This is a genomic window from Lentzea sp. CC55, assembly GCF_021056325.1.
Classification (GTDB): Bacteria; Actinomycetota; Actinomycetes; order Mycobacteriales; family Pseudonocardiaceae; genus Lentzea; species Lentzea jiangxiensis.
Genome location: NZ_JAJCXE010000018.1, coordinates 22,186 through 46,963, shown reverse-complemented (window position 1 = coordinate 46,963; position 24,778 = coordinate 22,186). Strand labels below are relative to the sequence as shown.

The 24,778-nt window shown below is 71.0% G+C and carries 21 protein-coding genes; 7 read left to right on the top strand and 14 right to left on the bottom strand.

Annotated elements, in window-relative coordinates; all coding sequences use genetic code 11:
• Positions 1–28 precede the first annotated feature (28 nt).
• The 6 genes from L6E10_RS11305 to L6E10_RS11280 form a co-directional block, all read right to left on the bottom strand.
• The gene (locus L6E10_RS11305; protein WP_236219451.1) at positions 29–1,177 is read right to left on the bottom strand and encodes a hypothetical protein; all 1,149 of its coding nucleotides are present in this window, start codon (positions 1,175–1,177) and stop codon (positions 29–31) included.
• Between the two features lie 39 nt (positions 1,178–1,216).
• Positions 1,217–2,680 carry a family 43 glycosylhydrolase gene (locus L6E10_RS11300; RefSeq protein ID WP_236219450.1) on the bottom strand — a complete coding sequence of 488 codons (1,464 nt, stop codon included), beginning with the start codon at positions 2,678–2,680 and terminating at the stop codon, positions 1,217–1,219.
• 10 nt (positions 2,681–2,690) lie between these two features.
• The gene (locus L6E10_RS11295) at positions 2,691–3,650 is read right to left on the bottom strand and encodes an arabinan endo-1,5-alpha-L-arabinosidase (protein ID WP_236219449.1); all 960 of its coding nucleotides are present in this window, start codon (positions 3,648–3,650) and stop codon (positions 2,691–2,693) included.
• A gap of 51 nt (positions 3,651–3,701) precedes the next feature.
• Complete coding sequence (locus tag L6E10_RS11290) at positions 3,702–5,141, bottom strand: family 43 glycosylhydrolase (RefSeq protein ID WP_236219448.1); 1,440 nt, start codon at positions 5,139–5,141, stop codon at positions 3,702–3,704.
• 11 nt (positions 5,142–5,152) lie between these two features.
• Positions 5,153–6,520 (bottom strand): glycoside hydrolase family 43 protein, encoded by a 1,368-nt coding sequence (locus L6E10_RS11285; RefSeq protein ID WP_236219447.1) that lies wholly within the window; start codon positions 6,518–6,520, stop codon positions 5,153–5,155.
• 510 nt (positions 6,521–7,030) lie between these two features.
• On the bottom strand, positions 7,031–8,725 hold the full coding sequence (locus L6E10_RS11280) for an RICIN domain-containing protein (protein ID WP_236219446.1): 1,695 nt from the start codon (positions 8,723–8,725) through the stop codon (positions 7,031–7,033).
• Between the two features lie 367 nt (positions 8,726–9,092).
• On the opposite strand from L6E10_RS11280, the gene L6E10_RS11275 reads away from it, so the two are divergent.
• Together L6E10_RS11275 and L6E10_RS11270 are read left to right on the top strand one after the other, a co-directional pair.
• Positions 9,093–9,464: a hypothetical protein gene (locus L6E10_RS11275; protein ID WP_236219445.1), complete on the top strand. Its 372-nt coding sequence runs from the start codon at positions 9,093–9,095 to the stop codon at positions 9,462–9,464.
• Positions 9,465–9,649: 185 nt separating this feature from the next.
• Positions 9,650–10,477, top strand: coding sequence for a polysaccharide lyase family 1 protein (locus tag L6E10_RS11270; RefSeq protein ID WP_236219444.1), 828 nt, complete (start codon positions 9,650–9,652; stop codon positions 10,475–10,477).
• A 123-nt stretch (positions 10,478–10,600) separates the two neighbouring features.
• Here the strand turns inward: L6E10_RS11270 and L6E10_RS11265 are convergent, their stop codons facing one another.
• The gene (locus L6E10_RS11265; RefSeq protein WP_236219443.1) at positions 10,601–11,650 is read right to left on the bottom strand and encodes a putative adhesin; all 1,050 of its coding nucleotides are present in this window, start codon (positions 11,648–11,650) and stop codon (positions 10,601–10,603) included.
• A 221-nt stretch (positions 11,651–11,871) separates the two neighbouring features.
• Here L6E10_RS11265 and L6E10_RS11260 point away from each other — a divergent pair, with 221 nt between their 5' ends.
• Together L6E10_RS11260 and L6E10_RS11255 are read left to right on the top strand one after the other, a co-directional pair.
• Positions 11,872–13,800, top strand: a complete 1,929-nt coding sequence (locus L6E10_RS11260; protein WP_236219442.1) for a DUF1996 domain-containing protein — start codon at positions 11,872–11,874, stop codon at positions 13,798–13,800.
• Positions 13,801–14,000: 200 nt separating this feature from the next.
• A complete protein-coding gene (locus L6E10_RS11255) occupies positions 14,001–15,314 on the top strand; it encodes a jacalin-like lectin (protein WP_236219441.1) in 1,314 nt (437 codons plus the stop codon).
• A gap of 711 nt (positions 15,315–16,025) precedes the next feature.
• Here the strand turns inward: L6E10_RS11255 and L6E10_RS11250 are convergent.
• The gene (locus L6E10_RS11250) at positions 16,026–16,898 is read right to left on the bottom strand and encodes a YhjD/YihY/BrkB family envelope integrity protein (RefSeq protein WP_236219440.1); all 873 of its coding nucleotides are present in this window, start codon (positions 16,896–16,898) and stop codon (positions 16,026–16,028) included.
• A gap of 21 nt (positions 16,899–16,919) precedes the next feature.
• On the opposite strand from L6E10_RS11250, the gene L6E10_RS11245 reads away from it, so the two are divergent.
• The gene (locus L6E10_RS11245; protein WP_236219439.1) at positions 16,920–17,636 is read left to right on the top strand and encodes a CDP-alcohol phosphatidyltransferase family protein; all 717 of its coding nucleotides are present in this window, start codon (positions 16,920–16,922) and stop codon (positions 17,634–17,636) included.
• Here the strand turns inward: L6E10_RS11245 and L6E10_RS11240 are convergent.
• The 6 genes from L6E10_RS11240 to L6E10_RS11215 all read right to left on the bottom strand — a co-directional run bounded on the left by L6E10_RS11240 (position 17,598) and on the right by L6E10_RS11215 (position 23,556).
• Complete coding sequence (locus tag L6E10_RS11240) at positions 17,598–19,070, bottom strand: NAD(P)/FAD-dependent oxidoreductase (protein ID WP_236219438.1); 1,473 nt, start codon at positions 19,068–19,070, stop codon at positions 17,598–17,600. The two genes, L6E10_RS11245 and L6E10_RS11240, sit on opposite strands and share 39 nt — an antisense overlap.
• Before the next feature lies 1 nt (position 19,071).
• Entirely contained in the window at positions 19,072–20,205 is a 1,134-nt protein-coding gene (locus L6E10_RS11235; protein ID WP_236219437.1) for a glycosyltransferase family 2 protein, read from the bottom strand.
• Positions 20,187–21,020 carry a carotenoid biosynthesis protein gene (locus L6E10_RS11230; RefSeq protein WP_236219436.1) on the bottom strand — a complete coding sequence of 278 codons (834 nt, stop codon included), beginning with the start codon at positions 21,018–21,020 and terminating at the stop codon, positions 20,187–20,189. Before L6E10_RS11230 ends, L6E10_RS11235 begins: the two co-directional genes overlap by 19 nt.
• On the bottom strand, positions 21,017–22,534 hold the full coding sequence (locus tag L6E10_RS11225; protein WP_236219435.1) for an NAD(P)/FAD-dependent oxidoreductase: 1,518 nt from the start codon (positions 22,532–22,534) through the stop codon (positions 21,017–21,019). Before L6E10_RS11225 ends, L6E10_RS11230 begins: the two co-directional genes overlap by 4 nt.
• Positions 22,535–22,760: 226 nt before the next feature.
• On the bottom strand, positions 22,761–22,970 hold the full coding sequence (locus L6E10_RS11220) for a DUF2795 domain-containing protein (RefSeq protein WP_236219434.1): 210 nt from the start codon (positions 22,968–22,970) through the stop codon (positions 22,761–22,763).
• A 55-nt stretch (positions 22,971–23,025) separates the two neighbouring features.
• Positions 23,026–23,556 carry a hypothetical protein gene (locus tag L6E10_RS11215; RefSeq protein WP_236219433.1) on the bottom strand — a complete coding sequence of 177 codons (531 nt, stop codon included), beginning with the start codon at positions 23,554–23,556 and terminating at the stop codon, positions 23,026–23,028.
• Between the two features lie 76 nt (positions 23,557–23,632).
• Here L6E10_RS11215 and L6E10_RS11210 point away from each other — a divergent pair, with 76 nt between their 5' ends.
• Positions 23,633–24,070: a MarR family winged helix-turn-helix transcriptional regulator gene (locus L6E10_RS11210; RefSeq protein ID WP_236219432.1), complete on the top strand. Its 438-nt coding sequence runs from the start codon at positions 23,633–23,635 to the stop codon at positions 24,068–24,070.
• Positions 24,071–24,276: 206 nt separating this feature from the next.
• A complete protein-coding gene (locus L6E10_RS11205) occupies positions 24,277–24,699 on the top strand; it encodes an ATP-binding protein (RefSeq protein WP_236219431.1) in 423 nt (140 codons plus the stop codon).
• Positions 24,700–24,778: the final 79 nt, after the last annotated feature.

The window sequence follows — 24,778 nt, the reverse complement described above, 5'->3', positions numbered from 1 at the left end:
CCGGGCAGGCCGCCGTCCGGTCCGAACGTCAGGCGCACACGTTCGAAGTGCTGTTGTTCAGCGTGAGGTTGCGGAACGTCGTGTTCGTCCCGCAGGGACTCTCCCGCACCGCCGAGTTCGTCACCGTCAGGTTCTGGAGGGTGATGTCCCGGTTGTTCGGGAACTCCGACCGCGCGGCGAGCCGGATCTCGCCGCCGCCGCTCACCGTGCCGCTCTGCGCCGCGAGCACCACGTTGGTGCAGTTCTCGATCAGCACGGCGTTGTTGCCGGTGTTGGCGAGGTCGATCCGGTCGATGGTGAGGCCACCGCTCTCCGACACGCAGAACACGCCGCGGCCACCACCGCGCGCCCGGACCGTGCCCACCCGGATGTTCGTCGGGTACGAGGTGCCGATGCGGCCGTTGCGGTTGGCGGTGCGGAAGGCGGCGTAGCCGGTGCCCGCGCCCGCGTTCTCCGCGTCGACCGTGCCGACGGTGGCGTTGATGGTGTCGTTGAGCAGCAGGCCGGACTCACCCACGTTGCGGGCGGTGACGGTGCCGATCGTCAGGCCGTCCACGCCGTAGGTCTCCACGGCGTGGCTGCTCGCGCCGGACGCGTACACGTTGTCGATCCTGATGTTGCGGCTGCGCACGCTGGTGTTGCCGCGGTTGTCGATGCGCACGCCGAGACCGCCGGACAGGCGCAGGTCGATCTGGCCGAGCACGACGTTGTCGACGTTGCGCAGGAAGATCCCGTACAGCGGGCGGCCGGTGACGCTGAGGTGGCGCACCTCGACGTCGCGGGTACCCCTGGAGTAGATCGGGGCCTGGTCACCGGTGCCCGATCCGGTGACGTTGATCGTGCCGCAGACGTCGATGCCGGTGTAGCTGGGCAACGAGATCCGGGAGCCGGCGCCGATCGATCCGCTGCCGCGCACCAGGACCCACTGCTTCGACGTGCGTCCCGCGGCGAGGCTGTCGAGGGCGGCCTGGACCGCGGCCCGCATGTCGGTGCCGGTGTAGACGGTCCGGCTGCCGTTGCGGGAGGTCCAGGTGCCGCCGTTCAGCACCGCCTCGGCGTTGAACGTCCGGTCGCCGCACGCCAGGACCTGCGGCTGGGCGGTGGCGGCGGGGGCGGGACCGCCGAGCACCGCCGCCGCGGCCACGACGGCGCCGACGCGCCATCCGGTGGGAACCATGAGAACTCCTTTCTCGGGGGGCGGCGGCGGTTCGAGACGTCAGGCGGGCTCACCCGAGGGCGCGGGGAGCTGGACGCCGAGAGGGACCGGGGTGCCGAAGTCCGGTGTGCCGTCGGCGTTCCAGGTGAACTTCTGCGCCCGGGTCGAGCGCTCCATGCCGCAGCCGGCCGAAGCGCTGGTGTTGCCGTGGTAGACGATCCAGTCCTCGGTGCCGTCGGGGGACTTGAAGAACCCGTTGTGGCCCGGCCCGAAGACACCGTGCTCGTCGTTGCGCTGGAACACCGGGTTCGGCGACTTGGTCCAGTGCGCGCGGTTGAGCGGGTCGGTGCCGGTGAGGGTGAGCAGCCCGAGCTTGTAGTCGGGACCCCAGCAGGCGCTGGCCGAGTACACGATCATGGTGCGGCCGCCCCGGTACAACGGCTCCGCGCCCTCGTTGACCGCCGCGGTCTGCCGCTCCCACGCCAGCGTGGGCTGGGAGATCGTGCGGCGCGCGCCGCTGATCGTGTACGGGGTGGACATCGGGGTGATGGTCAGGCTTTGCGTTCCGTCCATCGCGCTGCCCATCAGGTACAGCTTCCCGTTGTGCTGCAGGATGCTCGGGTCCAGCTCCCAGGTGCTCCCGAGGTCGGCCTTGAACGCGTACGGGCCCATCGGGTCGGAGCCCGCGCTCTCCAGCACGTGCAGGCGCTGGGTGGGGTTGTAGTCCGGCACGTTCTGCCCGGCCACGTAGTAGAGGTACCAGCGGCCGTTCAGCAGGTGGAACTCCGGCGCCCACATGTTGCAGCACCCGTTGGGCCGCCCCGACAGCGAGAACACCACGGTGTCCGCCGCGCTCGACAGACCGGCCAGCGTGCGGGACCGGCGCATCGTGATCGTCGAGTTCCACGTCGTGGTGGCCAGGTAGTAGTAGCCGTTGTGGAACTGCAGCCACGGGTCGGGGCCGCTGCCCTTGACCGGGTTCGTGAAGTTGCCGGGAGCGCCGATCTTGACGAGCCGCCACTGCTGGTTCGTGCCGCCGGTGTCGGGCCACTGGATCAGCTGGGCGGCGTTGGCGGACGAGAAGTCGAGGACGTCGACGGCCTTGCCGCTCGCCCGGCTGATCAGGCGGACGTGCCCGTCGGGGGAGTCGGCCAGCCGGAACTGCTGGCCGGTGCGGCCGGCGTCGGTGGTCTGCACGAGCCCTGCCCGGTCCGCGGTCGACGGGAAGTCGAGGACCTTGCCGCTGTGCCGCGACTTCACCCGGTAGAAGCCGCCGCCGGAGTCGACGAACTGCCACTGCTGCCAGGCCCCGTCGTTCCGCGTGAACTGCGAGATCCGGGCACCGTCCGCAGTGGACAGCTCGAAGACGTCCAGCGCCTTGCCGCTGTTGCGGTTGACCAACGCGTAGGAGGCGTTGGTGTCGATGACGGCGGCGGACGCCACGGGAGGCACCGCGGCGGTCATGCCGCCCAGCAGCGCGACCAGGACGGTGGCGCTGCGCCATCGGCTGGTGGTGGAGGTCAAGGTCTTCTCCTCATCGCAGGTACGGCCAGCCCGCTGAGTCGAAGGCCAGCAGGTTGATGCCGAGCCGCGACGCACCGGAGTCGGTGTAGTGGTGGTAGACGAGGACGTCGCTGTCGACGTCGCCGAAGACGTCCTGGTGTCCCGGGCCGTGGACGCTGCCCTGCCCGGCGAGGACCTCCGTGCCGCCGCCGGACGTCAGCGCGGTGCCGTTGCGGTCGACGTACGGACCGGTGACGCTGCTGGAACGGCCCGCCATCACCCGGTACGTGCTGGACGCGCCGCGGCAGCAGTAGTCGAACGAGACGAACAGGTAGTAGTAGGCGCCGCGCTTGACGATGGTCGGCGCCTCGATCGGGCCGCCGTTCCTGCCGGCGAGCGGGCGGACCACCGAGTCGGACCGCAGACCCGTGGCCGGGTTCAGCGCGACCATCTTGACGCCGGACCAGAACGAGCCGAAGCTCAGCCACCAGCGGCCCTGGTCGTCCACGACGAGGTCGGGGTCGATGGCGTTGAAGTCGTCGGACGTCCGCGACTCGACGACCAGCCCGCGGTGGGTCCACGTGCCGGAGTCACCGCTCGGACTGGTGGCGAGGAAGATCGCCGACCGGTTCGAGCCGAACGTCGAGGCCGAGTAGTAGAGCCAGTACCGGCCGTCGCGGTAGGTCAGGTCCGGCGCCCAGAGGTTGCGGTCGCCGCCTGTGTACGGGGTGGTCCACGACGCGCCACCGGGGAACGCCGATCCCGCGTCGCGGAAGGCGATCCGGTCGGTGGACGTCTTGAGCGCGACGCCGTGGCCGGTGTGCGCCACGAGGTAGCCCCCGCCGGGGCGCTTGACCGCGCTCGGGTCGTGGACGCTGATGTCGCCGGTCACGCGGCCGGGCAGGGGGTACGCGGCCGCGGGTGGTGCCGTCGTGACGGCGGCGGTCAGGACCACCGTCACGACCAGTGCGATTCTCCTCAGGACGGCCATGAGACACCTCGATCTCCTGGACGGGGTTGTCGCGGCGGCGGGGTGTCGCGGTCACTCCAGGACGAACGTGGCGTCCGTTCTGCCCTGGGCGTCGGTCGCGGTCTGGAGGGTGAGCAGGCCGGACGTGGCGCGGAGGTAGCGGCCGGGGAAGTTCACCGACTCGAACGACACCGCCGAGGCCGCCGCGAGTCCCGCGCGCTGGGAGAAGCTGGCGTCGTTGCGGAACAACGCGCTGCCGTCGCCGCGCTCCACCCACAGCTCGTTGTTGCGGTGCCGCAGGTAGTAGCCGGGGAAGTTCGTCGACTCGAGCGACACCGAGCCGGCGCCGGCCAGTCCCGTGACGAGCTTGAACTGCGAGTCGGCCAGCGGGGCCACGTTCGCCTCGACGCGGGCGCGGTACTCCCAGTGGCGCACGAACCGGTCGGGGGCGGCGTAGGACCGCAGCCGCACCGGGGTGGCGCCGTCGGGGACCGGGATGCCGAAGTCCGGTGTCCCGTCGGCCCGGTAGTAGACCTTCTGCACGCGGGTGCGGCGGTTCGGGTCGTTGAGCGGGTCGCCGCTGATGTCCCGGTAGTTGCGGTCGTGGTAGACCATGACGTCGCTCGCGCCGTCCTCGGACACCGTGAACGAGTTGTGCCCCGGCCCGTACTGGCCCGTCGCCTCGTTGGTGGCGAACACCGGGTTGGGGCTCTTGCTCCACGACGCCGGGTTGAGCAGGTCCGCGGACGCCGACGCGGTCAGCAGGCCGAGGCAGTAGTTCGCGTCGGTGGCGCTGGCCGAGTAGGTGAGGAAGATCCTCCCGTTGCGCTGCAACACGGACGGCCCCTCCGCCACCTTGTACCCGCGGGTCTCCCACGCGAGCGTCGGCACCGTCAGCCGCGTCACCGCGCCGGTGATCGTCCACGGGCTCGTGCCCATGCGGGCGAGGTAGAGGTTGGAGTTCGTGGAGATGCCCGGTTCCTGCTGTGCCCAGGTCAGGTACCGCACACCGTTGTGGACGAACGTGGACGCGTCCAGCGAGAAGGTGTCCCACGGTGTCGTGATGCGGCCCCGCTCGGTCCAGGACCCGGTCAGCGGGTTGGCGCTCGAGCTCTCCAGCACGTACATCCGGATGCGCCAGATGTCGTCGCTGCGGCCCGCGGCGAAGTAGACGTACCACTTCCCGTTGATGAAGTGGATCTCCGGCGCCCAGATGTGCGCGGCCATCTCACCGCTGGAGTGCTTGCGCCAGATCACCGTCTCGGCCGCCGAGGCGAGGCCCTGGATCGTGCTCGCGCGCCGCAGCACGATCCGGTCGTACTCCGGGACGGTCGCGGTGAAGTAGTAGAAGCCGTCGGTGTGCTTGAAGACGTGCGGGTCGGCGCGGCGTTCCGCGATCGGGTTGGTGTAGCGCACGGCGGGCGCCGCACCCGCCTGCGGCACGGGCATCCCGGCCACGCAGGTCACGGCGGCGAGGACCAGCACCGCCAGGCGGAGGAGAACCGTCTTCATCGACTGTCCTTTCAGGCCAGTGGCGCGGTGACGGTGAAGGACGCGTCACCGGCGAACGCCGAGTCGGAGGTGCGCCAGTCGACGCGCAGTTCGTAGTCGCGGTGGCGCAGGTAGCGGCCGGGGTGGGAGTACGACTCGAACGACGTGCTGCCGCCGCCCGCCAGCCCGACCCTGCCGCAGAACGTGGCGTCGCGGGCGAACACCGCGTCACCGGTGTTGACGTCCAGCCGGACTCGGAAGTCGTAGTGCCGCAGGTAGCGGTCCGGGAAGTTCACCGACCGCAGCGAGTGGCAGTTCGCGTTGGCCAGACCGGGCACGACGGTGAACGTCGCGTCCTGGCGCGCCGGGAGCGTGCTGGACGAGCTCACCGGCTCGACGTAGCCGAGGTTGTCGCGGTGCCGGACGTAGCGGTCGGGAACGTTGACCGAGCGCAACGACCGGGCGCCCGCCGCCACCGCCGTGCCGTCACCGGAGTCCTCCCGCAGCACCGTGAAATGCCGTGCGACGCCGGACAACCCGGTGAGCTCCACCTTGGCGCCGAAGCTCGTGAGGTTCGTGCTGTCGGCGTGGAAGTACCGCCGCTGGCCGTACTGGTCGAAGTAGATCCGCCAGCGGCCGTCCGGGAGCCGCACGAGCGCGGGTCCTTCGAGACCGGAGCCCCAGCCCGCCCAGTTGCCGGTGCCGACGAACGTCCACGGCCCGTTCAGCGACGTGGCGGTGGCGTGCTCGATGTACTTCGTCGTCTCGTTCTTGAGGAAGTTGTGGTACGTCCCGCCCACCTTCACCAGGAAGCTGTCGATGTAGTTGGCCGGGATGCCGAGCGCGACCGGGCTGCTCCACGCCGACAGGTCGCCGTTGGTCGCGGTGATCCGGTAGGGCCGGAACTGCCCCGCCGTCCCGGCCGTGGACGCGGAGAAGACCACGTGCACGCTGCCGTCGGGGTCCTTGAACCACTCCGGTGCCCACGTGCTGCCGGTGGACCCGTTGAGTCCGACCCGGACGTTGCGCAGGAACGTCCACGTCACGTAGTCCGCGCTGCGCGCGAATCCGATCGTGTCGCCGGTCCAGTTCGTCGTGTAGACGATGTAGTAGTAGCCGTCGGTGTGCCTGATGACGCTGGGATCGCGGATCAGGCCCGACGGCGGGGTGTAGGCGTTCGCCCTGACCTGGGTGAAGCTCGTCGCGTTCGCCGAGTCGTAGACGTACATGTTCGACTCGCTGCTGTTCGTGAACGCGGTCATCAGGTAGTGCGGTACCGGCCCGGCGGCCGGTGCCGCGGGAGCGGTGACGACGGCCGCGGTCGCGGTCAGGGCAGCCGCGACGGCGACCACCAGGCGTTTCCCGGACGAACGGGCAGCGCGCGGCAGGGGGATGCGCATGAACCGGCTCCTAGCACCATTGAGAGGCTCCGGAAGGTGAACGCTAACACTATGGGCTAAGCCTGTTCCGCAACGCAATGGTGAGAATCTGTCGAAGATCGAGTTAGCGATAACAACACGTGTGTTTCGACGATGTTCGACGACGGTTCGACGATTCGCGCGGAGGGAAGGTGGCGAGTGCGGGCTCGCCGGCATGGCACCGCTCGCGGGCCACGAGGAGGACGGTCACCCGGCGCCGATCCACCGGCGACGCGCGTGTGATCGTCGAGGACTCGGGGACGTGCGGGTGGAGCTCGCCCGCTGCCGCACCCGGTGCCGGGCGACGACATCCTCGCCTTCGTGACGTGCGGCGGCGTGTCCGTGCACCGCGACAGCCATTGCCCCACGCCACGCGGTTCTCCGCCGCGATCGACGAGGAGACCCGGTTCCGCCTCTGCCCGGGAGAACGCGGGCAGGGCCGGGTCGGCGCGGCTGACGCGTCGACCCGGCCCGGACGGGTGGCGGCGGGGATCAGAGGACGACGGGCTTGCCGCCGAGGGTGACGACAAGCCTGCCGTCGGAGGCGAACGACCAGCCGAGGGCTCCGGAGTAGCCGGAGCACCGCGAGCCGTTGGTGCCGCTCCAGAACTGGTTGGTGGAGTCGGCGTTGCCGACGACCTTGTCGTTGCTCCCGCTGCCGCTGCGGCAGGAGGTGTTGGAGCGGAACACGGAGCTGCCCGCGTCGAAGGTGTAGTTGCGCTCGCCGTTGTCGATGCTGAGGTTGCTCGACACCGTCATGGAGCCGGGGTTGCGGTTGTAGGTGAAGCCGTGCTTGCCGTTGTCGTAGGCGATCGTGCGCCTGACCGTGTGGTTGACGCCGATGTCCTCGCCGCCGAGCTTGAAGCCGTTGCGGTCGCCGTTGCCGGCCTGGCCGCCGTTGCTCAGGGTGCCGTTCTCGTACGCCAGCGAGTCCTCGATGGTGACGGCGCCGATCGGGCCGGTGTCCGACTTGGTGTAGAGGTCCCAGCCGTCGTCGATGTTGTTGTGCGCCACGGCGTAACGGAACACGTTGCCGGGCCCGGAGGTCAGCTTGGCGGCGAACCCGTCTGCGTCCTCGCCGTCGGAGTCGGCGTTGTCGTGCGACTCCGCGCTCAGGACGAGGTTGTGGGACGGCCACTGGTCCTGGGGAGTCGTGGAGAGCATGCGGGACAGCTGCAGACCGGTGTCGCGGTTGAACCGGGTGATCGTGCGCTCGAAGATGTTGTGGCTGCCGCCGACGAAGATGCCGTTGTCCCCGGCGCGTTCGACGACGACGCCGAGCACGTGCCAGTACGAGCCGTTCACGGCCAGGCCTCGGTTGGCCGGGTCCTCGGCCTGCGCCGAGAAGTTCAGCACCGGCGTCTCGCCCTGGTAGGCCGCCAGCTTCTTGCGGGCGCCCGCCGTTCCGCTGTTGGTGGGCGGGATCGTCACCGTCTGGGAGAAGCTGTACGTCCCGCCGCGCAGGAAGATCGTGCCGCCCGCGGCGACGCGGGGGAGTGCCGCCGTCAGCGTGGTCGGGTCGGAGATCGTGCCCGAGGCGCTGTCACGACCCGTCGGCGACACGTACAGGGCGTCGGCCGGGGGCGTGCTAGTCGTGGTGGTCGTGGTGGTGGTCGTCGTAGTAGTGGTCGTGCTGGTGGTGCTGGTCGGTCCACCCGCCGAGGTGAGCGTCCACTGCTTGGTGGCGGCGCCGTCGCAGGAGTTGGTCTGCACCAACGCACCCGCTGCTGTCGAGTTGTCCTTGACGTTCAGGCACTTGCCGCCGTTGGCGTTGACGAGGCGGTGGCCGGTGCCGCTCGGCGTCAGCGCCCAGACCTGGCTCGTCGCACCGCTGCACGTCTCGAGCTGGACCGGCTTGCCCGCGCTGGTCGACGCGTCGCGCACGCCGACGCACAGGCCGCCCGCGGTGATCCGGACGCCACCGCTCACGTCGGTCAGGACCCACTCCTGACCGGCGCACGCCTGCTGCCGCAGCTGCGTCCCGCTCGCCGGGCTCGCCCCCGCGTCGAGGCACAGGCCACTGCCGGCGTTCTTCAGGACGTAGGTGCCCGCCGCGTTCGCGGTCGCCGCCGCGCCGGGCCACGCCGCGAGCGCGGTGACCAGCGCGACGACGGCACCGCCCGACACCAGTCCGGCGCGGACGCGTCGTTGTCGCGCCGGGTGCGCGGGCTGCTGCGAAATGCCCATGGAGACTCCACTCAACGTTGAGAAAGGTTTGCCCGGTCGGATGCGCGGCGGGTTCCGTCGGATGCTAAGAGCGTTCTCGGCGCCGGGTCAACGGCGGAATTCCGCGAGTGGAGTCGATTGCCGAAGTCGAACGAATCGAATGGCCAGGTCACCGGTCGTCGAATCGATCAACGTCGTGAGTCGGAGAATATCCGCTGGTCACACTCGTGAACGCAGCGCGCTATTCCTCGGTTCACCACCATGAACTCCTCCGGCATCCCGGTGTGGTGCATTGCGTTTTTCCCGCGGCTGCCGTTAGCGTGCGGGTGAGCGCTCACGGATCACGTCAAACCCTGTCTTCCGACGAGTAGATCCACGGAGAATTCCCATGCGCGTAAAATCTCTGGTCGTCTGCGCCGTCCTTTTCCCGGGCGCACTGGCCGCGGTGTCGTCCTCGACCGCGGCGGCCGCACCGGTCCGGTACGAGGCGGAGACCTCGCCCGCGGTCTGCTCGGGGGCGATCGAGTCGAACTGGGCCGGCTTCACCGGCAGCGGGTTCTGCAACGGCGCCAACTCCACGAGCGGCCACGCCCAGTTCCAGGTGACCGCCGCGGCGGCGGGCACGGCGACGCTGGGCATCCGGTTCGCCAACGGCACCACCACCGCGCGACCCGCTGACGTCGTCGTGAACGGGACCACCGCGCAGACCGCGTCGTTGAGGGCACCGGCGCGTGGTCGACCTGGGTCACCAAGACGCTGAGCGTCCAGGTCGCCGCGGGCACCAACACGATCCGGCTGAACCCAACCACCTCGGGCGGTCTCGCGAACATCGACCACCTCGACTTCGAGGCCGGTGGCACCACGCCTCCGCCGCCGGGAGGTCCCGTCGGCTGGGCTTCGCAGGCGGGCGGCACCACCGGCGGTGCGGGAGGCACCACGGTCACCGTGAGCACGTTCGCCGATTTCAAGGCCCAGGCGCAGTCCTCGGGCGCGAAGACGATCCTCGTGAACGGGGCGCTGAGCGGCTCCGGCACCGTGGAGATCGCTCCGCACAAGACCATCCGCGGCGTCGGCGCCGGCTCGGGCATCTCCGGGACCACCCTGAACATCGAGGACGCCAAGCCCGCCAACGTGATCATCCAGAACATGAACATCCGCGGCGTGCGCGGCAACGACGCGATCCAGATCGAGAACGCCTCGCACGTCTGGATCGACCACAACACGATGTCGAGCACGATCGAGAACGACCCCGATCACTACGACGGCATGCTCGACATCACGCACGGCGCCGACTACATCACCGTGTCGTGGAACGTCGTCCGCAACCACTGGAAAACCTCGCTGGTCGGCCACTCCGACGGCAACGGCGGCGAGGACCGCGGCCACCTGCGCGTGACCTACCACCACAACTGGTTCGACCGGACCTTCGAACGCAGCCCGCGGGTGCGTTTCGGCGAGACCGTCCACGTCTTCAACAACTACTACTCGAACATCAACAACAACGCCGACTCCTACGCCATCGCGTCGGTGATGGACGCGGGCCTCCTAGTCGAGGGCAACGTGTTCGAGAACGTGCGGCAGGCGTGCTGGTCCAAGAGCGGCTACGCGGACTCCGGCCCCGGCCGCCTGGTCGCGCGCGACAACTCGCTCACCGGCTCCGGGCCGTGCGAGGCCGACGGCACCGTTGCCGCCATCCCGTACCGCTACACGGCGGACGCCTCCGGCACGGTCAAGGCCTCCGTCACGGCCGGCGCCGGCGCCGGCCGGATCTGAGGGAGCCCGCGTCGAGCCGCCCGGAATCCTGCCGCTCGCACGAGGTGATCGGCACTCCGGCGGCGCGTCGAGGTGCGCGGGAACCGCGGACCTCGACGCGCCGCCGGCAGGAGCCGAGCTTCGTCACACGTGCATCGAGTTGGCGGCGAGGTACTGGGTCAGATCCGGCTCCATCTTGGCCACCTCCACGGCCGGTGGTTCCAGCCCGCACAACAGCCCGAGGAGGTTCTCGCCCCGCAGGCCGTAGCTGAACAGCTCGCACGCGTTGAACCCGGCCGCCCAGTGCGTGACGTCGTCGTCAGCCATCCACCGCGCCTGCTCGTGCACCGTGAGGTCGAGCCACCAGCCGACCCTGTCGCCGAACGGCAGCTGCAGGAACGCCGCGATGGCCGGCGCGTCGGCCGGATCACTGTTCAGCCCGGCCCGTGCCGCCGCGCGGTACTGCGGGTAGTCGCGGATCAGGCGGATCTTGACGGCGTCCGGCGCGTTGGCCGCGACCGCGGCGGGATCCGCCGCCGCGGTCATCGCCGCTCGCAGCGCCCGGCAGTCGTCCCACTCGCGCACCTCGTCGTCCGAGGCGACCAGCCGGAGCTTCTCGTCCGGGTGCAGGCCGTTCCACAGGTCGTCCTGCTCGGCCTTGTCCAGGCCGACGAACCTCTGCACCCAGTCGACGAGCGCTTGGTGCACCGACCGGTCCCGCACGCCGTGCGGCTTCATCAGGTCCAGGGTCGGCGGGAGCTCGCGCTGCACGTCGACGCGGCACGAGAACACCAGCAGGTAGCTCCAGCCCGCCCTCGCGGCGTGTCCGAACACGCCGGCGCACGTGTGCGGGCCCTGCGGCGGACAGCCTCCGGGGTCCGCGCACAGCCTCAGGGTGTCCGGCGTCTCCGCGGACCCGACGACGATCACCGGTCCCGGGTACCGGTTGAGGGCGGTGATCGCCCGCCGTTCGTGCTCCTTGAACGGCGTGTACCGGTAGTTGGGCACCGGCTTGCCGGACATCGAGAAGTACATCGGGATCCTGGGGTTGTCGGCCTGCAGCAACGCCAGGAGGTTGACGATCGTCATCGACGTCCCCTCGTCGGCGAAGAAGTGCACGGTCAGCCCGTCCGGCACCACCACCGTCTCCGGTCCGTCGTACGACCCGTGCCCGATCAGAACGCCTGCCACCATCACGGTCCTCCACCCCGTCGCCTACTGGTGGTGATCGTCGGGGCCGGGCGATGCGTGACAGGCGGACACGAACGGCTCAGCGCAACATCGAATGAGGGTGCCGCGACGACGACGAACGAAGGCCGTCACGGTCGATCCGTGCCGAATGGAACATCCAGTTTGAGCCGATGTGCCATCCCGTACGTATCCCCGGTCATGCGCCGCATGAACGAGGAGGACGAATGACGCACCGCGTGACCGACAGGCGGAAGTTCCGCCTGATCGCTTCGTTGTCGGCGGTGGCCGTTGTCGCTGCGGGCACCGCCACCGTGGCGCTCGCCGCCAAGAACGGTGAGCCCGCGCCGGTGAGTGCGTTCGTGCCCATTGAGCAGGTGAGCAAGAACGTCGTGGAGCCGAAGGTCGGCAAGAACGGCGCCTCCGGCGTCTTCAGGGCCGACTGCGGCACCAACGAGAACGGCAAGTTCAGCGCCGACAACCCGGTCGCCCAGCCGGGCCTGAAGCACGGCGCCCAGCACGTCCACGACTTCGTGGGCAACCTGTCGATCAGCGCCGAGTCCACGGACGAGAGCCTGGTCGACTCGGAGACGACCTGCCGCAACGGCGACCGCTCGTCCTACTTCTGGCCGGTCGTGCGCATCAACCCCAAGGCCAACCCGCAGTCGGTCGGCTCCAACCCGGACAAGATCAAGGACAACGGGCCGGGCGAGGTCGCGTGCCCCGGTGTCGCGAACCGGCTTCCCGCTGTGCCGCAACGGGTGCGGGACGAGGTCGTCAAGAACCTCCAGCAGCTCGCCCAGCAGCTCAGGGAAGCCAACGACCGGGTGTCGAAGGCGCAGAACCCCGCAGACCCGAACTTCGTCAACAACACCGTCCTGGGTCCGTTGCGCGCCAAGCGGGCCGCCACGCTCGACCGCATCGCGACCGCGATGAGCCGGGCCGGGCGCAAGCCGAACCTGACCCCGCTCGCCGACTGCGACCTGCGTTGGGGCCACGGCAACCACGGCGGCGGCCACGGAAACCACTCGAAGCCGCGCAAGTTCGCCGGTGAGGGCGTTCTCCAGCAGCAGCCCGAGCAGACCGCCGAGAAGAACGCCGACCAGAAGAACGGCAACGAGCAGAACGCCGCCGGGCAGAACGGTGCCGAGCAGGACACCGCGACCCCGACGATCAAGTGCCCGTCGGTGCGCGAAGCACTTCCCGGTGTGCCGGACCAAGCCCTCGACGAGGTGGACGGCAACCTGGACCAGCTGGACAAGCAGATCGCCGAGGCCAACCAGCGCCTGGTGACCACCAAGGGCCAGGGCGGACCGAACTTCATCGACAACGCGATCCTCGGGCCGCTGAAGGACAAGCGCGTCGCCACGATCGACCGGATCGCCATCGCGATCGGCCGCAACGCCGAGAAGCCGCAGGGCCTGGACAAGCTCGCCAAGTGCGGCCTCAACGAGGGTGAAGAGGGCGGCGAGAACAACAACGGCGGGAACAACGGGAACAACGGCGGCAACAACAACGGTGGCAACAACAACGGTGGCAACAACAACGGTGGTGCCACCACCACGACGGTCGCCCCGCCGCCCCTGGCCGCGCCCACCGGCAAGAACCTGGAGCTCGTCGGCAACAACGGCAAGATCGTCCGGCCGGCCGAGGTGAAGATCGAGTACCGCGGCAACGCGACCAGCAAGGTCACGGCCATGCCGAAGTTCCTCAAGATGGTCACCGGTGACGCCAAGCCGACGAGCCGCGGCCCCGCCAACGCCCGCGCCACGTGGACCTGCAGCGGGTTCGAGGACCGGCTGTCCGACAAGTACGTGATCTGCCCGAACGGCAGCAAGGTCATGCGCGTGCACGACTTCGCCGGCTGCTGGGACGGTCAGAACGCGGACAGCGCCAACCACCGCGACCACGTCCGGTTCGCCGACAAGCAGACCGGTGCCTGCCCGCAGGGCTTCAAGGCCATCCCGCAGTTGCGGATCAGCATCTCCTACAACATCTCGCGCGACATCCAGCAGAAGGGGCAGTACCAGCTCGACGCGTTCCCGGAGGAGGAGCACAACCCGTTCTCCGACCACAACGACTTCGCGAACGTCAACTCCGACCAGACGATGGCGAAGATCGTGAAGTGCGTGAACGACGGGCGCAGGTGCTCCTGACCGTCGCCTGATCCACCCCTGGGTGGGGCCTTGCCGGGCTCGTGGTCCGGCGGGGCCCCACCTTTTCGCGTGCGCGCCGAAGCGTGTTCCCGGTGTCGTGACGGTGTGGACGCGGTGTTGTCATCTCCACGAGATCCGAAACTTTCTCGTGTTGCCCTAGCCTCGCCACGTCCTCCTCCGACCGAGTCAGGAGTTCTGCGATGCGAGTGGCCAGGTGGGCGGTAGCCGCGGTGGGCCTGTTGATCGCGAGCACGGTGCCGCCGGCGGTGGCGGCACCGCCGGCGAGCGGCACGTTCTCGGTGCTGAGCTACAACATAGCCGGGTTGCCGGAGGGGCTGTCCAGCGGCAACCCGAGGGTGAACACGCCGATCATCGGCCAGCGGATCCGGCCCTACGACGTCGTGCAGGTGCAGGAGGACTTCAACTACCACGCGTCTCTCTACGCCAACAACAACCACCCGTACCGCACGCCCACGAGCGGCGGGGTTCCGTTCGGCGACGGTCTCAACACCCTGTCCGACCACGCGTACTCGGACTTCACCCGCGACCGGTGGAACCGGTGCAACGGCACGGACTGCCTGACTCCCAAGGGGTTCACGTGGTCACGGATCCGCCTGGCGGAGGGCGTGTTCGTCGACTTCTACAACGTGCACTCGAACGCCGGCAGCACCGAGGCCGACCTCGCCGCCCGCCGGGACAACATCAGCGAGCTCTCCCGGTTCGTCACCGCCCACTCAGCGGGCAACGCCGTCGTCATCGCGGGGGACACGAACACCCGCTACACCCGCGCAGGTGACAACATCCGCGAACTCGTGTCCGCCAACGGCCTCACCGACGCCTGGGTGCAGGAGGAACGCGGTGGCACGCCGCCCGCGGCGGGCGACCCCGCGCTGGTGTGCGACGACCGGAACGTCACCGACGCGTGCGAGGTGGTCGACAAGATCCTGTTCCGCGGCAACAGGTACATCACCCTCGAACTCATCCGGTACGCCAACGAGAACGCGGCCTTCCGCACCGCCGACGACAAGATGCTGTCCGACCACTACCCGATCGCGGCCGGTTTCCGGTGGACGCTCAACCCCGCGCTCTCGCTCAGCGACACCTCCGGCGGCCCGCACGGAACGGCTTTCACCGACGTGCCCTCGGTTCCGCTGGGACAGCGCGTCACCAAGGTCGGTCTCCGCTCCGGCTCGCGCGTCGACCAGGTGGGTCTCACGTTCGCCGACGGCACGGCGTTCAGCCACGGCGGCAGCGGTGGAACGGTCCAGGAGCTGGCGCTGGCCGAAGGGGAGCACCTCAAGTCGGTCACCCTCCACTCCGGACAGCGCGACGGGCGTACGAGGATCTTCCGCGCCGCCTTCACCACGAGCGCCGGCCGCACCCTGGCGGGCGGTGGCACGACGTCGGCCTCGACCACCTACACCGCTCCGGACGGCTGGCAGATCGCCGGTTTCCACGGCCGGGCCGGCAGTGAGGTCGACTCGCTCGGGGTGGTCTTCACGCGGATCGGCTGATCGTCGGACAGCCGTCGTGGTCACCACACGCGGACCATGACCGCCAGATGGGCCGACGAGTCGAGGGTCGCGAGGTCCACGCTCTGCACCCGCGACCACGCGAGTCGTCCTTCTGAGGTGACGAAGCAGTGCTGCAGCCCGGCCACCGCGGGAAAGGACAGGTGTTTCCTCCGCGGTGGCAACGGTTTCGGTGCGCTGGGCCTGAGCGTCCTTCTCCGGGCCGCGGTCCTCGAAGAGCCCGTTCCCGCTGGCCTGCAGCAGGTTGAACTCGGTCAGGTACAGGTCGGTCGCGCGGGTGTTGCCGTCGGTGCGCTGGGCCACCGGCCCGTCGGCGTCTGCACCGGCCTTGCGCGCCAGCCGCAGCCCGCCGGCGGGCTGCGGGCCCGGCGGGCTCGCCGCGGCGTCCCGGGTCGTGGTCACCGGCGGCGTGGTGGTCTCGCCGCTGCCGGTGAGCTTCCAGACCGCGAACCCGGCGACGAGCGTCAGCACCACCCCGACGACCACGCCGAAGGCGGGCAGGCTGGTCGTCGTCGTGCGCGAGTTCCCCCCGTGCGCGTTGCCGTGGACGTGCCCGGCCTGGAAGACGGTTCCGGGCCCGCCCGCCCGCGCGCGGTTGTGGATCTGCGCCTGCTCGTCCCGCGGATCTGGTCCGGTCACGTCCCGCCCTCGTCCGGTCGTCGCTGAACGAGGGCGATGTGCCCGCGGGATGCGTTACAGAGCAGGCCCGTTGTTCTCCCCGGCTCCGGAAGCCGTGAGGACGTCGTGGGTGCTGAGCGTGATCCGGTACCCGAACACCAGCAGCCCGTGGAGCAGGAACAGCCACAGCCCGAGCGCCGCGACCCCGCCGGGGACCGCCAGGCCGCCGTACGGGATCGCCCAGTCGACGGGGATCGCGAGGAACACCGCGAAACCGTGCAGGAAGCCGGTGAGCACCGCGCCGAGACCGACACCCGCCGCCAGGACCGTCCTGACCGGCAGCGCGACCGGCCCGACGAACGCGAACACCAGGGCCACGGTCGCGCAGATCGGGACCATGTCGAGGTGGAACGACAGCACGACACCCAGCACGGTGGACCAGCCGCCGGCCTCGTAGAGCGGACCGACCACCGACGCGAACGCCAGGGGGAGCGCCACCAGCAGGGGCGCGAGGAGGAGCACCGGCAGGAACGCGATCCGCCCCGCCCACCCGGTCCACTTGGTCACGTGCTCGCCGGCGGCCTGCACGAGCGCCCGGCGCAGTCCCTCGCCGTAGAGGGAGGCGGGGAAGAGCGACGCGGCGAGCAGCGGCCAGGGCGCGGTCGTGGCCGCCTCCGCCAGCCCGACGAGGGCGCCGGTGGGGTCGTGCGCCTCGGGCAGCGCGCCGCCGAGCGCCCGCGCGCCGTCGACCACGAGGTCCTGGCCGAACAGCAGCGCCACCCCGCGCAGGGCGAGCAGCAGCAGCGGCACCAGGCCGAGCGCCGAGAAGAACGTCAGCCCGGCCGCCCACAGCAGGAGGTCCCGCCCGCGCAGCGCGCTCGAGGTGGCCGCCGCCACGGCGCGGAGTACATGCATGATCGGGAAGTACCCGAACCTGCGCCGGGTCACCCCTGCGCCTACGGTGGTGTGGTGACCGGTGAGAACCCCGTCGCCGGCTGGTCCCGGCTCCACGGTGAGGACGTGTCCGGCAGCCGGCTCGTCGTCGGCTGGCTCAGGCTCGTGCACTCGCTCGCCCGGCCGCTGGACCGCGTCCATCCGGACGTGCTGTCGGCGGCGGGGGTGGTGGTCGCGGCCGGCGCGGTGGCCGTCGCCGGTGCGGGTGGGCGCTGGGCGCTGCTGGCGCTGGTGCTGGTGGTGGCCGCGGGCCTGCTCGACGGGCTGGACGGTGCGGTCGCCCTGCGCACCGGGCGGGTGCGGCCGCTGGGTGCCGTGGTGGACGCGGTCGCGGACCGGCTGGCGGACCTGTCCCTGGTGCTGGTGCTGCTGGTGCTCGGCGCCGAGGCGTGGTGGTGCGCCGCCATCGGTGCTTCGGTGCTGCTGCACGAGTACGCGCGGGCCAAGGCCCAGGCCGTCGGCATGGCGTCGGCGGGCGTGATCACGGTGGCGGAACGCCCGACCAGGGTGATCGTGGTCGCGATCGCCTGCGCGGGAACGGGTCTGGCGCCCGGCGGCACCCCGGTCACCGGCTGGAGCTGGGCCGCCGTGTCCGCCCTCGTGTGGGCCGGGTGCGCCGTCGCCGGGTTCGGCCAGCTCGCGGCCGGCATCCGGCGGGAGCTCGCCGACCGGCCGTGGACGGGGCCGTTCGCGTCAGGCCGGCCCGACCAGCCCGGCGACGATCCCCGCTGACATCGCCACGAGCGGCAGCCCGCCGCCGGGGTGCGCCGAGCCGCCGACGAGGAACAGGCCGGGCACGGGGGAGCGGTTGGCGGGCCTGAGCAGGGCCGCGCGGGGCCCGTTGGACGACGAGCCGTAGATCGAGCCGCCCACCGAACCCGTGTCGCGAGCCCAGTCCGCCGGTGTGCGGATCTCCCTCCAGCGCACCCTGTCCCGCACCTCCAGCCCCCGGTCGGCCATCACGCCCAGGACGCGGTCGGCGTAGGAGTCGGCCAGTCCCGGTGCCGTCCAGTCGACGTCACCCTGTCGTGGCGCGTTGACCAGCACGAACCACGCCTCGTCGCCCGGAGGCGCGAGGGCCGGGTCGTCCGGCGCGCACACGTAGACCGCCGGGTCCGGCACCGGCCGCGGGTGGCGTCCGAAGATGGAGTCGAACTCGTCGTCGTAGTCGGCGGGGAACAGCACGCGGTGGTGCGCGGGGTCCGGCGTCCTGCCCCGCAACGCGAGCAGGAGCACGAACCCGGACAGCGACGGCTGGGTCTTGCGCAGGGTCCGCCGTGGACGGTGCGAACGCCGGTCGGTGAGCAGCTCGCCGTAGAGGTGTTCGGCGTCCACATCGGACACCACGACGTCGGCGGCGTGCCGTTCGCCGTCCCGCAGGCGCACCCCGGTGACCCCGCCGCTGCCGGACTCGACGGCCGTGACCGCCGCGCGGAAGCGGAAGCGCACGCCCAGCTCGGCGCAGCGGTCGAACAGGGCGTCGCCGAGCCGGCGCAGCCCGCCGCGCACGTACCAGCCGCCGAAGCGCTGCTCGATGAACGGGACCACCGTCATCAGCGCGGGCGTGCGGCGCGGGTCGGAACCGCTGTAGGTGGCGTACCGGTCGAGGAGCATGCGCAGCCGCGGGTCGGTCAGCCTTCGTTCCCCCACGCCGCGCAACGTGCGCCACGGCGCGATCGCCATCAGGTCGCGCACGCTCGCCGAGCGGCGCACCAGGTCCCGCACCCCGCCCAGCGGGTTCTGCAGCACAGGTTCGCCGACGAGGTCCCACAACCGGTCGGCGTCGGTGAGCACCGCACGCCACTGCCGGGCGGCTTCGGCGCCGAACGCGTCGCTCAGCGCGGCCTCGACGTCCTCCTCGGCGTGCGGCATGTCGAGCTCGGAGCCGTCCGGGAAGCGGTACCGGCAGGTCGGCTCCACCGGCACGATCTCCACGACGTCGTCGAGCGGCGCGCCCGTGGCCGCGAACAGGTCGCGGTAGACGTGGGGCAGCGTCAGCAACGACGGCCCGGTGTCGAAGGTGAACCCGTCGCGCCGCACCGTCCCCAGCTTGCCGCCGTGGCTCGCGGCCTGTTCGAACACGGTCACCTCGTGCCCGGACCTCGCGAGGCGCGCGGCCGCCGCCAGGCCCCCCATGCCGGCGCCGATCACCGCTACCCGTGCCATCTCAGCTGCTCTCCCGCAACGATCGACCCTTCCACCGCAACCGTGCCGCCCGCCGGGCCCGCCACGACCGCCCGACGAGCGACAGCAGCACGCCCACCGACACCGGGTGGGCCAGGGCGTCGGGCCACACGCGTGCGCCGGTGTGCCGTGCCGTCACGACCCTCGTGACCACCCCGGCCGCGTAGCCGACGGCACCGGCCCGCGATCCCGCGAGAGCGGCGACCGGCGGCAGGACGTAGAGCCACGCCAGGACGAGCGACAGCGCCACCGCCCCCGCCGGGCTGCCGGTGGCCGACCACAGCGACTTCTCGTACCCGTCCCGGACCTCGGCCCAGTCCTCGTACATCCGGCAGACCGCCACGGTGCTGCCGTCGACGACCACACCGCGGCCACCGCTGCGCTTGACCGCCCGCATCAGCGCGATGTCGTCGAGCACCGCCGTGGCGATGCCCTCGAAGCCTCCGCTGCGGTGGTACGCGGCGGTGTCCACGACCAGGAACTGCCCGTTCGCCGCCGACAGCGACGGCCGGGGCGAGCGCTCCGCCAGCCGCAACGGCAGGAAGACCAGCCACGACCACTGCAGCAACGGCTGGACGAGTCGCGCTCCGGCGCCGTCCGCGAGCTGGCGCGGGAACGGGGACACCACGTCGAGGTCGTTCTCGCGCAACAGCGCGACAGCGGAGGCGATCGCGTGGGGCGCGAGCACGACATCGGCGTCGACGAACACCAGCACGCGACCGCGTGCCAGGCCGGCGAGCTGGGCGCAGGCGTGGGGCTTGCCCGGCATCCCGTCCGGTGGCGCGCTTCCCGTGACGACGCGCAGCCGTTCGTCACCACCCGCGGCCCGGAGCACCTCGCCGGCGGTGCCGTCGGACGAGCCGTCGTCCAGCACGATGATCTCCAGGCCGGGAACACCGCGCTGGGCCAGCAGCGACTCGATGGTGGGCGCGATCCGGTGCGCCTCGTCGCGCGCGGGCACCAGGACCGACACCGCCTCGCGGCACTGCGGCGGATTCGCGGCGGGAACCCGCATCAGCCGCGCGTTCACCAGCGCGTGTGCCGCTGCCGCAACAGAACCGGCGGCGGCACCGCGCACCGCCGCGCCGAGGAACCGCTTCACCGACGAGCCCGCCACAGCGACACGGCGAAGGGCACCGCCACCAGTCCCATGAGCAGACCGGCGACCAGGGACACCATCGGACGGCCGAAGAAGGCCGCGTGGGCCCACACCGACGAACCGTAGGTCCACAGGTACAGCACGGGTGCCGGTCCCACCCGCAGGTCCAACTCCCTCGTGACGCGCGGCCGGCCGACGCCGCGGTGCAGCGCCGTCATCATCAGCACGGAGACGAGCAGCCAGCCGGCGTAGTTCGTGAGGGGGATGCCGTCCACACCCGGCAGTGCCGGGCTGGGATCGGCCCACTCCCAGTGGCCCGCGTCGACCATCTGCGGGTCGAGGAACACGTCCCACGACGCCAGCGCCCACGCGCCGATCCCGACGACCAGCCAGGACGGGGCGCCCACCCGCGCCCGGCCCGCGAGCGCGCGGCCGACGAGCAACGCGGGCCAGCTCATCATCACCCACGCCAGGGCGACCACCACCGGAACCCCGGCGACCTCCAGGCCGAGCGTGCCCGTGTAGCGGTAGTCGCCGAACGGGAAGCCCGTGTGCACACCGATCGTCTCTGCCAGCAGGCCACCGCCTCCGGCGACCGCCACCAGCAGCACCGCCGCGCGCGGGCCGAAGCGGGCCAGCGCGTCGCAGACCGACGCCACCGCGAAGGCGATCACCGACGCCACCGTCGTGAAGAGCCGCTCGTCCGGCTCGGTCCTGGAGTAGACGATCTGCGCCAGCACGACGAGCGCACCGCAGATCCACGCCACCGCCGCGAGAGCGCGCACCCCACCGCCGGGTCTGCGTACGGCGACGCCCGGAGCACCGAGGTTCACGCCGGCCTCCGCCGGCGGGCCGCGGCGCGCAGCAGGGGCACGCGACCTTCGAGGGGCACCGACCAGAGGTCCGTTCCGCTCACGCCCCACCGGCCGAGGAGCCGGTTCGCCGCGGCGAACCCGGTCGTGGCCGCGCGTTCCATCAACGCCACGGGCAGGTCGATGCGCACCAGATCGCCCGCCAGCACGAGGAAGTCGTCGGGCGTGCCGACCCGGGGCCTGTTCTCGTAGCCACCGGCGGGGAACAGCGGGCAGTCCGACCGCCACTCGTGCCGCTCGTCGACCACGCCGGCGCCCCTGGTCTCCGGGTAGACCTCGGTCAGCTGGACCCACAGCCGCTTCTTCGCCTCGTCCTCGTCCACATCGGACGGAATGGCGTAGCCGTGCAGCTCCACGACCGAGCCGCCGGTGCGCGCCGCCCAGGCCCGTGCCTCGTGCTCGTAGTTGTCGAGCACGCTCACGTTGTCGAGCAGGTCGTAGCCGCTCGTGCCGATGAAGCCGGGCCGGTCGACCGGGCGGTCCAGCCAGTACCGCGACACCAGGAACGGGGGAGCCGTGCGCAGCCCGTCCACCTTCGCCCGCCAGTCCGCGTCGCCCAGACCGGGGGAGGACCGCACGATCGCGCGCAGTCCGTTCACGTCGGCGGCGAGCACCACGGCGTCGGCGTCGAGCACGCCGTCCTCCGTGGTCACGGCGAAGCGCCTGTTCTCACCGCGTTCGACCGAATGCACGTCCACGCCGGTGCGGACGTCGGCGCCCAGTTCGGTGAGTCGGTGCCCCAGCGGGTCCCACAGGCCGTGCGGGAACGGGTCCGCGGCGACGTCGAAGAGCAGTCCTTCGTTCGAGCCGAGGAAGTAGATGTGGAACATCACCGCGAGCTCGGCGGCCGACATGTCGCGCGGGTGCGCGAAGAAGCTGCGCGAGAACACCTCGAACGCGAGCGCGTGCGCCGCCTCCGGGAACCGCACGCGTTCCAGGTACTCGGCCGCGTTGAGACCGTCGAGTTCGTCGTAGACGCCGGGAACCGACACGTCCAGCAGCTTCAGGGCCGCCTCGGGGTTCATCTCCGGGAGGTCGCGCCAGCGGAACGTCGGGCTGCGCCGCAGGAACGCCAGCACGTTCCAGGGGGCCGTCGTCGGCATGCCGGCGAACGAGTCGCGAGCACCCCGTGCGTGCCACAGCGGGTAGTCCGGCATCGCGGTGAGCGCACGGCCGTCCGGGTCGACCCGCCTGAGCAGGGACCGCAGGTTGTAGTACTGCCGGAAGAACGCGTGGAAGCCGCGGGTCATCGTGACGTCGCTGCCGTCCGCGAGCCGCGTCTGCCACCCGCCGACACGGCCACCGAGGTAGGTCTCGCGCTCGTACAGCACGACCCGGGCACCGCGTTCCGCGAGGAGCGTGGCCGCCGACAGCCCGGCGATGCCGCCGCCCACGACCGCGACGACCGGCACGTCGCCGTCCAGCCGCGGCCGTCCCGCGGGCGCGGGGATCCGCACCGCCTTGCGATCCTTCATCGGTGCTCCCTGTCCGGCCCGCGGCCGTCCGACTCGCGGATGCCCAGGGCGTGCTCCACCGCCGCGACGGCCACGCGGCCGGCTCGCGCCCGGTGCGCCGGACATCTGCTTCGAGGTGACGAGATCGGCGCCGGAGTGCTCTGGCGCCGATCTCGTGGTGGTTCTTCACGCCTGCCTCGACCGTATGGGCAGTCGGCCCGCCCTGCACGACGAGAGCGGCGAGAACTCAGGCCTCGCGGCTCTGGTCGACGGCGACCACGTCCAGAACCTCGTCGAACGATCCGTACACCCGGTCCGGAACGGAGTGCAGCGCGTGCACGGTGTCCTCGTCGGCGTTGTTGCGGGAGGCGTGGTCGACGAGCTGCCCCTTGTCGGCGGGGTAGGTCACGTCGCCCAGCACCGTGCGCAGCCGGTCGATGGTGGTCGTGTCGCTCATCGCTCTCCTCCAGCTCGGTTCTCGACGCCACCGGCTACCCGTGCGCCCCGCACGACTAACGCCCGAGCGCCCCGGCTGAGGGGAAGGTCTCGCGCGGTCGTGCCGGACGTGCCTCGAACACCTGCCGGATGACGCCGATCCACCAGATGAGGGTCAGCGCGACCACCGTCGGGTTCTTCAGGAACAGCAGCACGGCGAGGTAGGTCTGCCTCGCCGATTCCGGCAGCAGGCCGGACACCACGTGCTCGGCGAGGACCTCGAACACGGCGAACGCCGCGCTCAGGAAGGCGCCCTGCCACAGCAGGCTGCGCCAGTGCCGCCGCACGAAGGTCCGCGCGGCGCCCCAGCGCAACGTCCGGCCGGCCATCGCGATGCGCCACACGAGCACCACCAGGGCGAGACGTGCCGCCAGCACCACGAACTCCGAGGCCGTCGCGAGTGCGGGGTCGACCTCCCCCGTCCAGTTCACGACCACCAGCCGCTGGACCGAGGCCACCGCGGACAGCGCCACCACCGGTGCCAGGTGGCGGGTGTAGCAGCGCCAGGTCCACCTCGGCACCTCGAGCGCCAGTGTCAACTCACTCATGATCCCCCCAATGCTTCAGTCGGCTCAACAATTTAGTTCAGCATACTGAAATGTTCGCTGCGGTAAAGTGGCGGTCGTGGAAGATCGAGACGCCGGACGCGCACTGAGCACCGCCGTGGTGGCGTTCCACGAGGCGGTCGGCGCCAGCCTCGGGGTCACGGCGGTCGACCAGCGCGCGCTCGCGGTGATCGCCGGGGCGGGGTCGGTGTCCGCGGGAGAGCTGGCCAGGGAGATCGGCCTGACGCCGGGAGCCGTCACGGGGGTGGTCGACCGGCTCGTCCGGGCGGGGCTCGCCTCCCGGACGCCCGACCCGGAGGACCGCCGCCGGTTGGTGATCACCGCCGTCCCCGGCGCGTTCGGGGACGCCTTCGCGGGCCTGGGCAAGGCGATGGCGGAGCTGGCCGAGCGCTACTCGCCCGCCGAGCAGGCCGTGATCGCCGACTGGGTGGCGAACACGATCGAGGTGCTGCGTGAGCAGACGCGCATCCTCAACGCGAGGCCGCCGCGACGGTAGTGGACGCGGCGAGGTGTGGAGATTGTCCGTTATCGGCAGTTCTGTGTGACTGAGCGCAGCTACGGGCTTTTCGCGGTAGCCCGAAATCACGACCGGTCGTGCCCGAATTCGGTGCAGTGTCCGTGTCGGAGCATCATCCGTGGGATCCTGGACGTCTCCTGATCCGGAGAGCGCGGGTCGTGTTCATGCCTTCGCGGAGGCGCCTGGTGAAGACCGTTGACGAAGACTCGAAGTCGCTGGTGCTCGACTCGCCCGTCGAGCCGACCATCGCGATGGCCGAGCTGCGCGGTCAGCTCACCTCCGCCCTCGCGGACCTGGGCGAGGACCACGTCTACGACGTCCTCCTGGTCGTGACCGAGCTGGTGTGCAACGTCCTCGACCACGCGTCGGGCTTCGGCCGCCTCCGCGTCCTGCGGCACGCGACCCGGTGCGAGGTCACGGTCGAGGTCGACGACGGGTCGCCGGTCCTGCCGGTGCGCGGGCGGTCGCGGCTGGGAGACCTGCGGGGGCGGGGGATCGTGGTCGTCGACAACCTCGCCCACGAGTGGGGCACCCGGCCTGCCGCCGGGGGCAAGACCGTGTTCGCGGTGGTGAGGTGCCCGGAGGACGGGACCGCGCGGTGCGGCTAGCGGTCGAGCCGTGGTGATGTCACGGCCTCCGGCACACTGCCGACCAGGGGCAGCGTGCCGTCCAGCCCGGTGAGGGTCA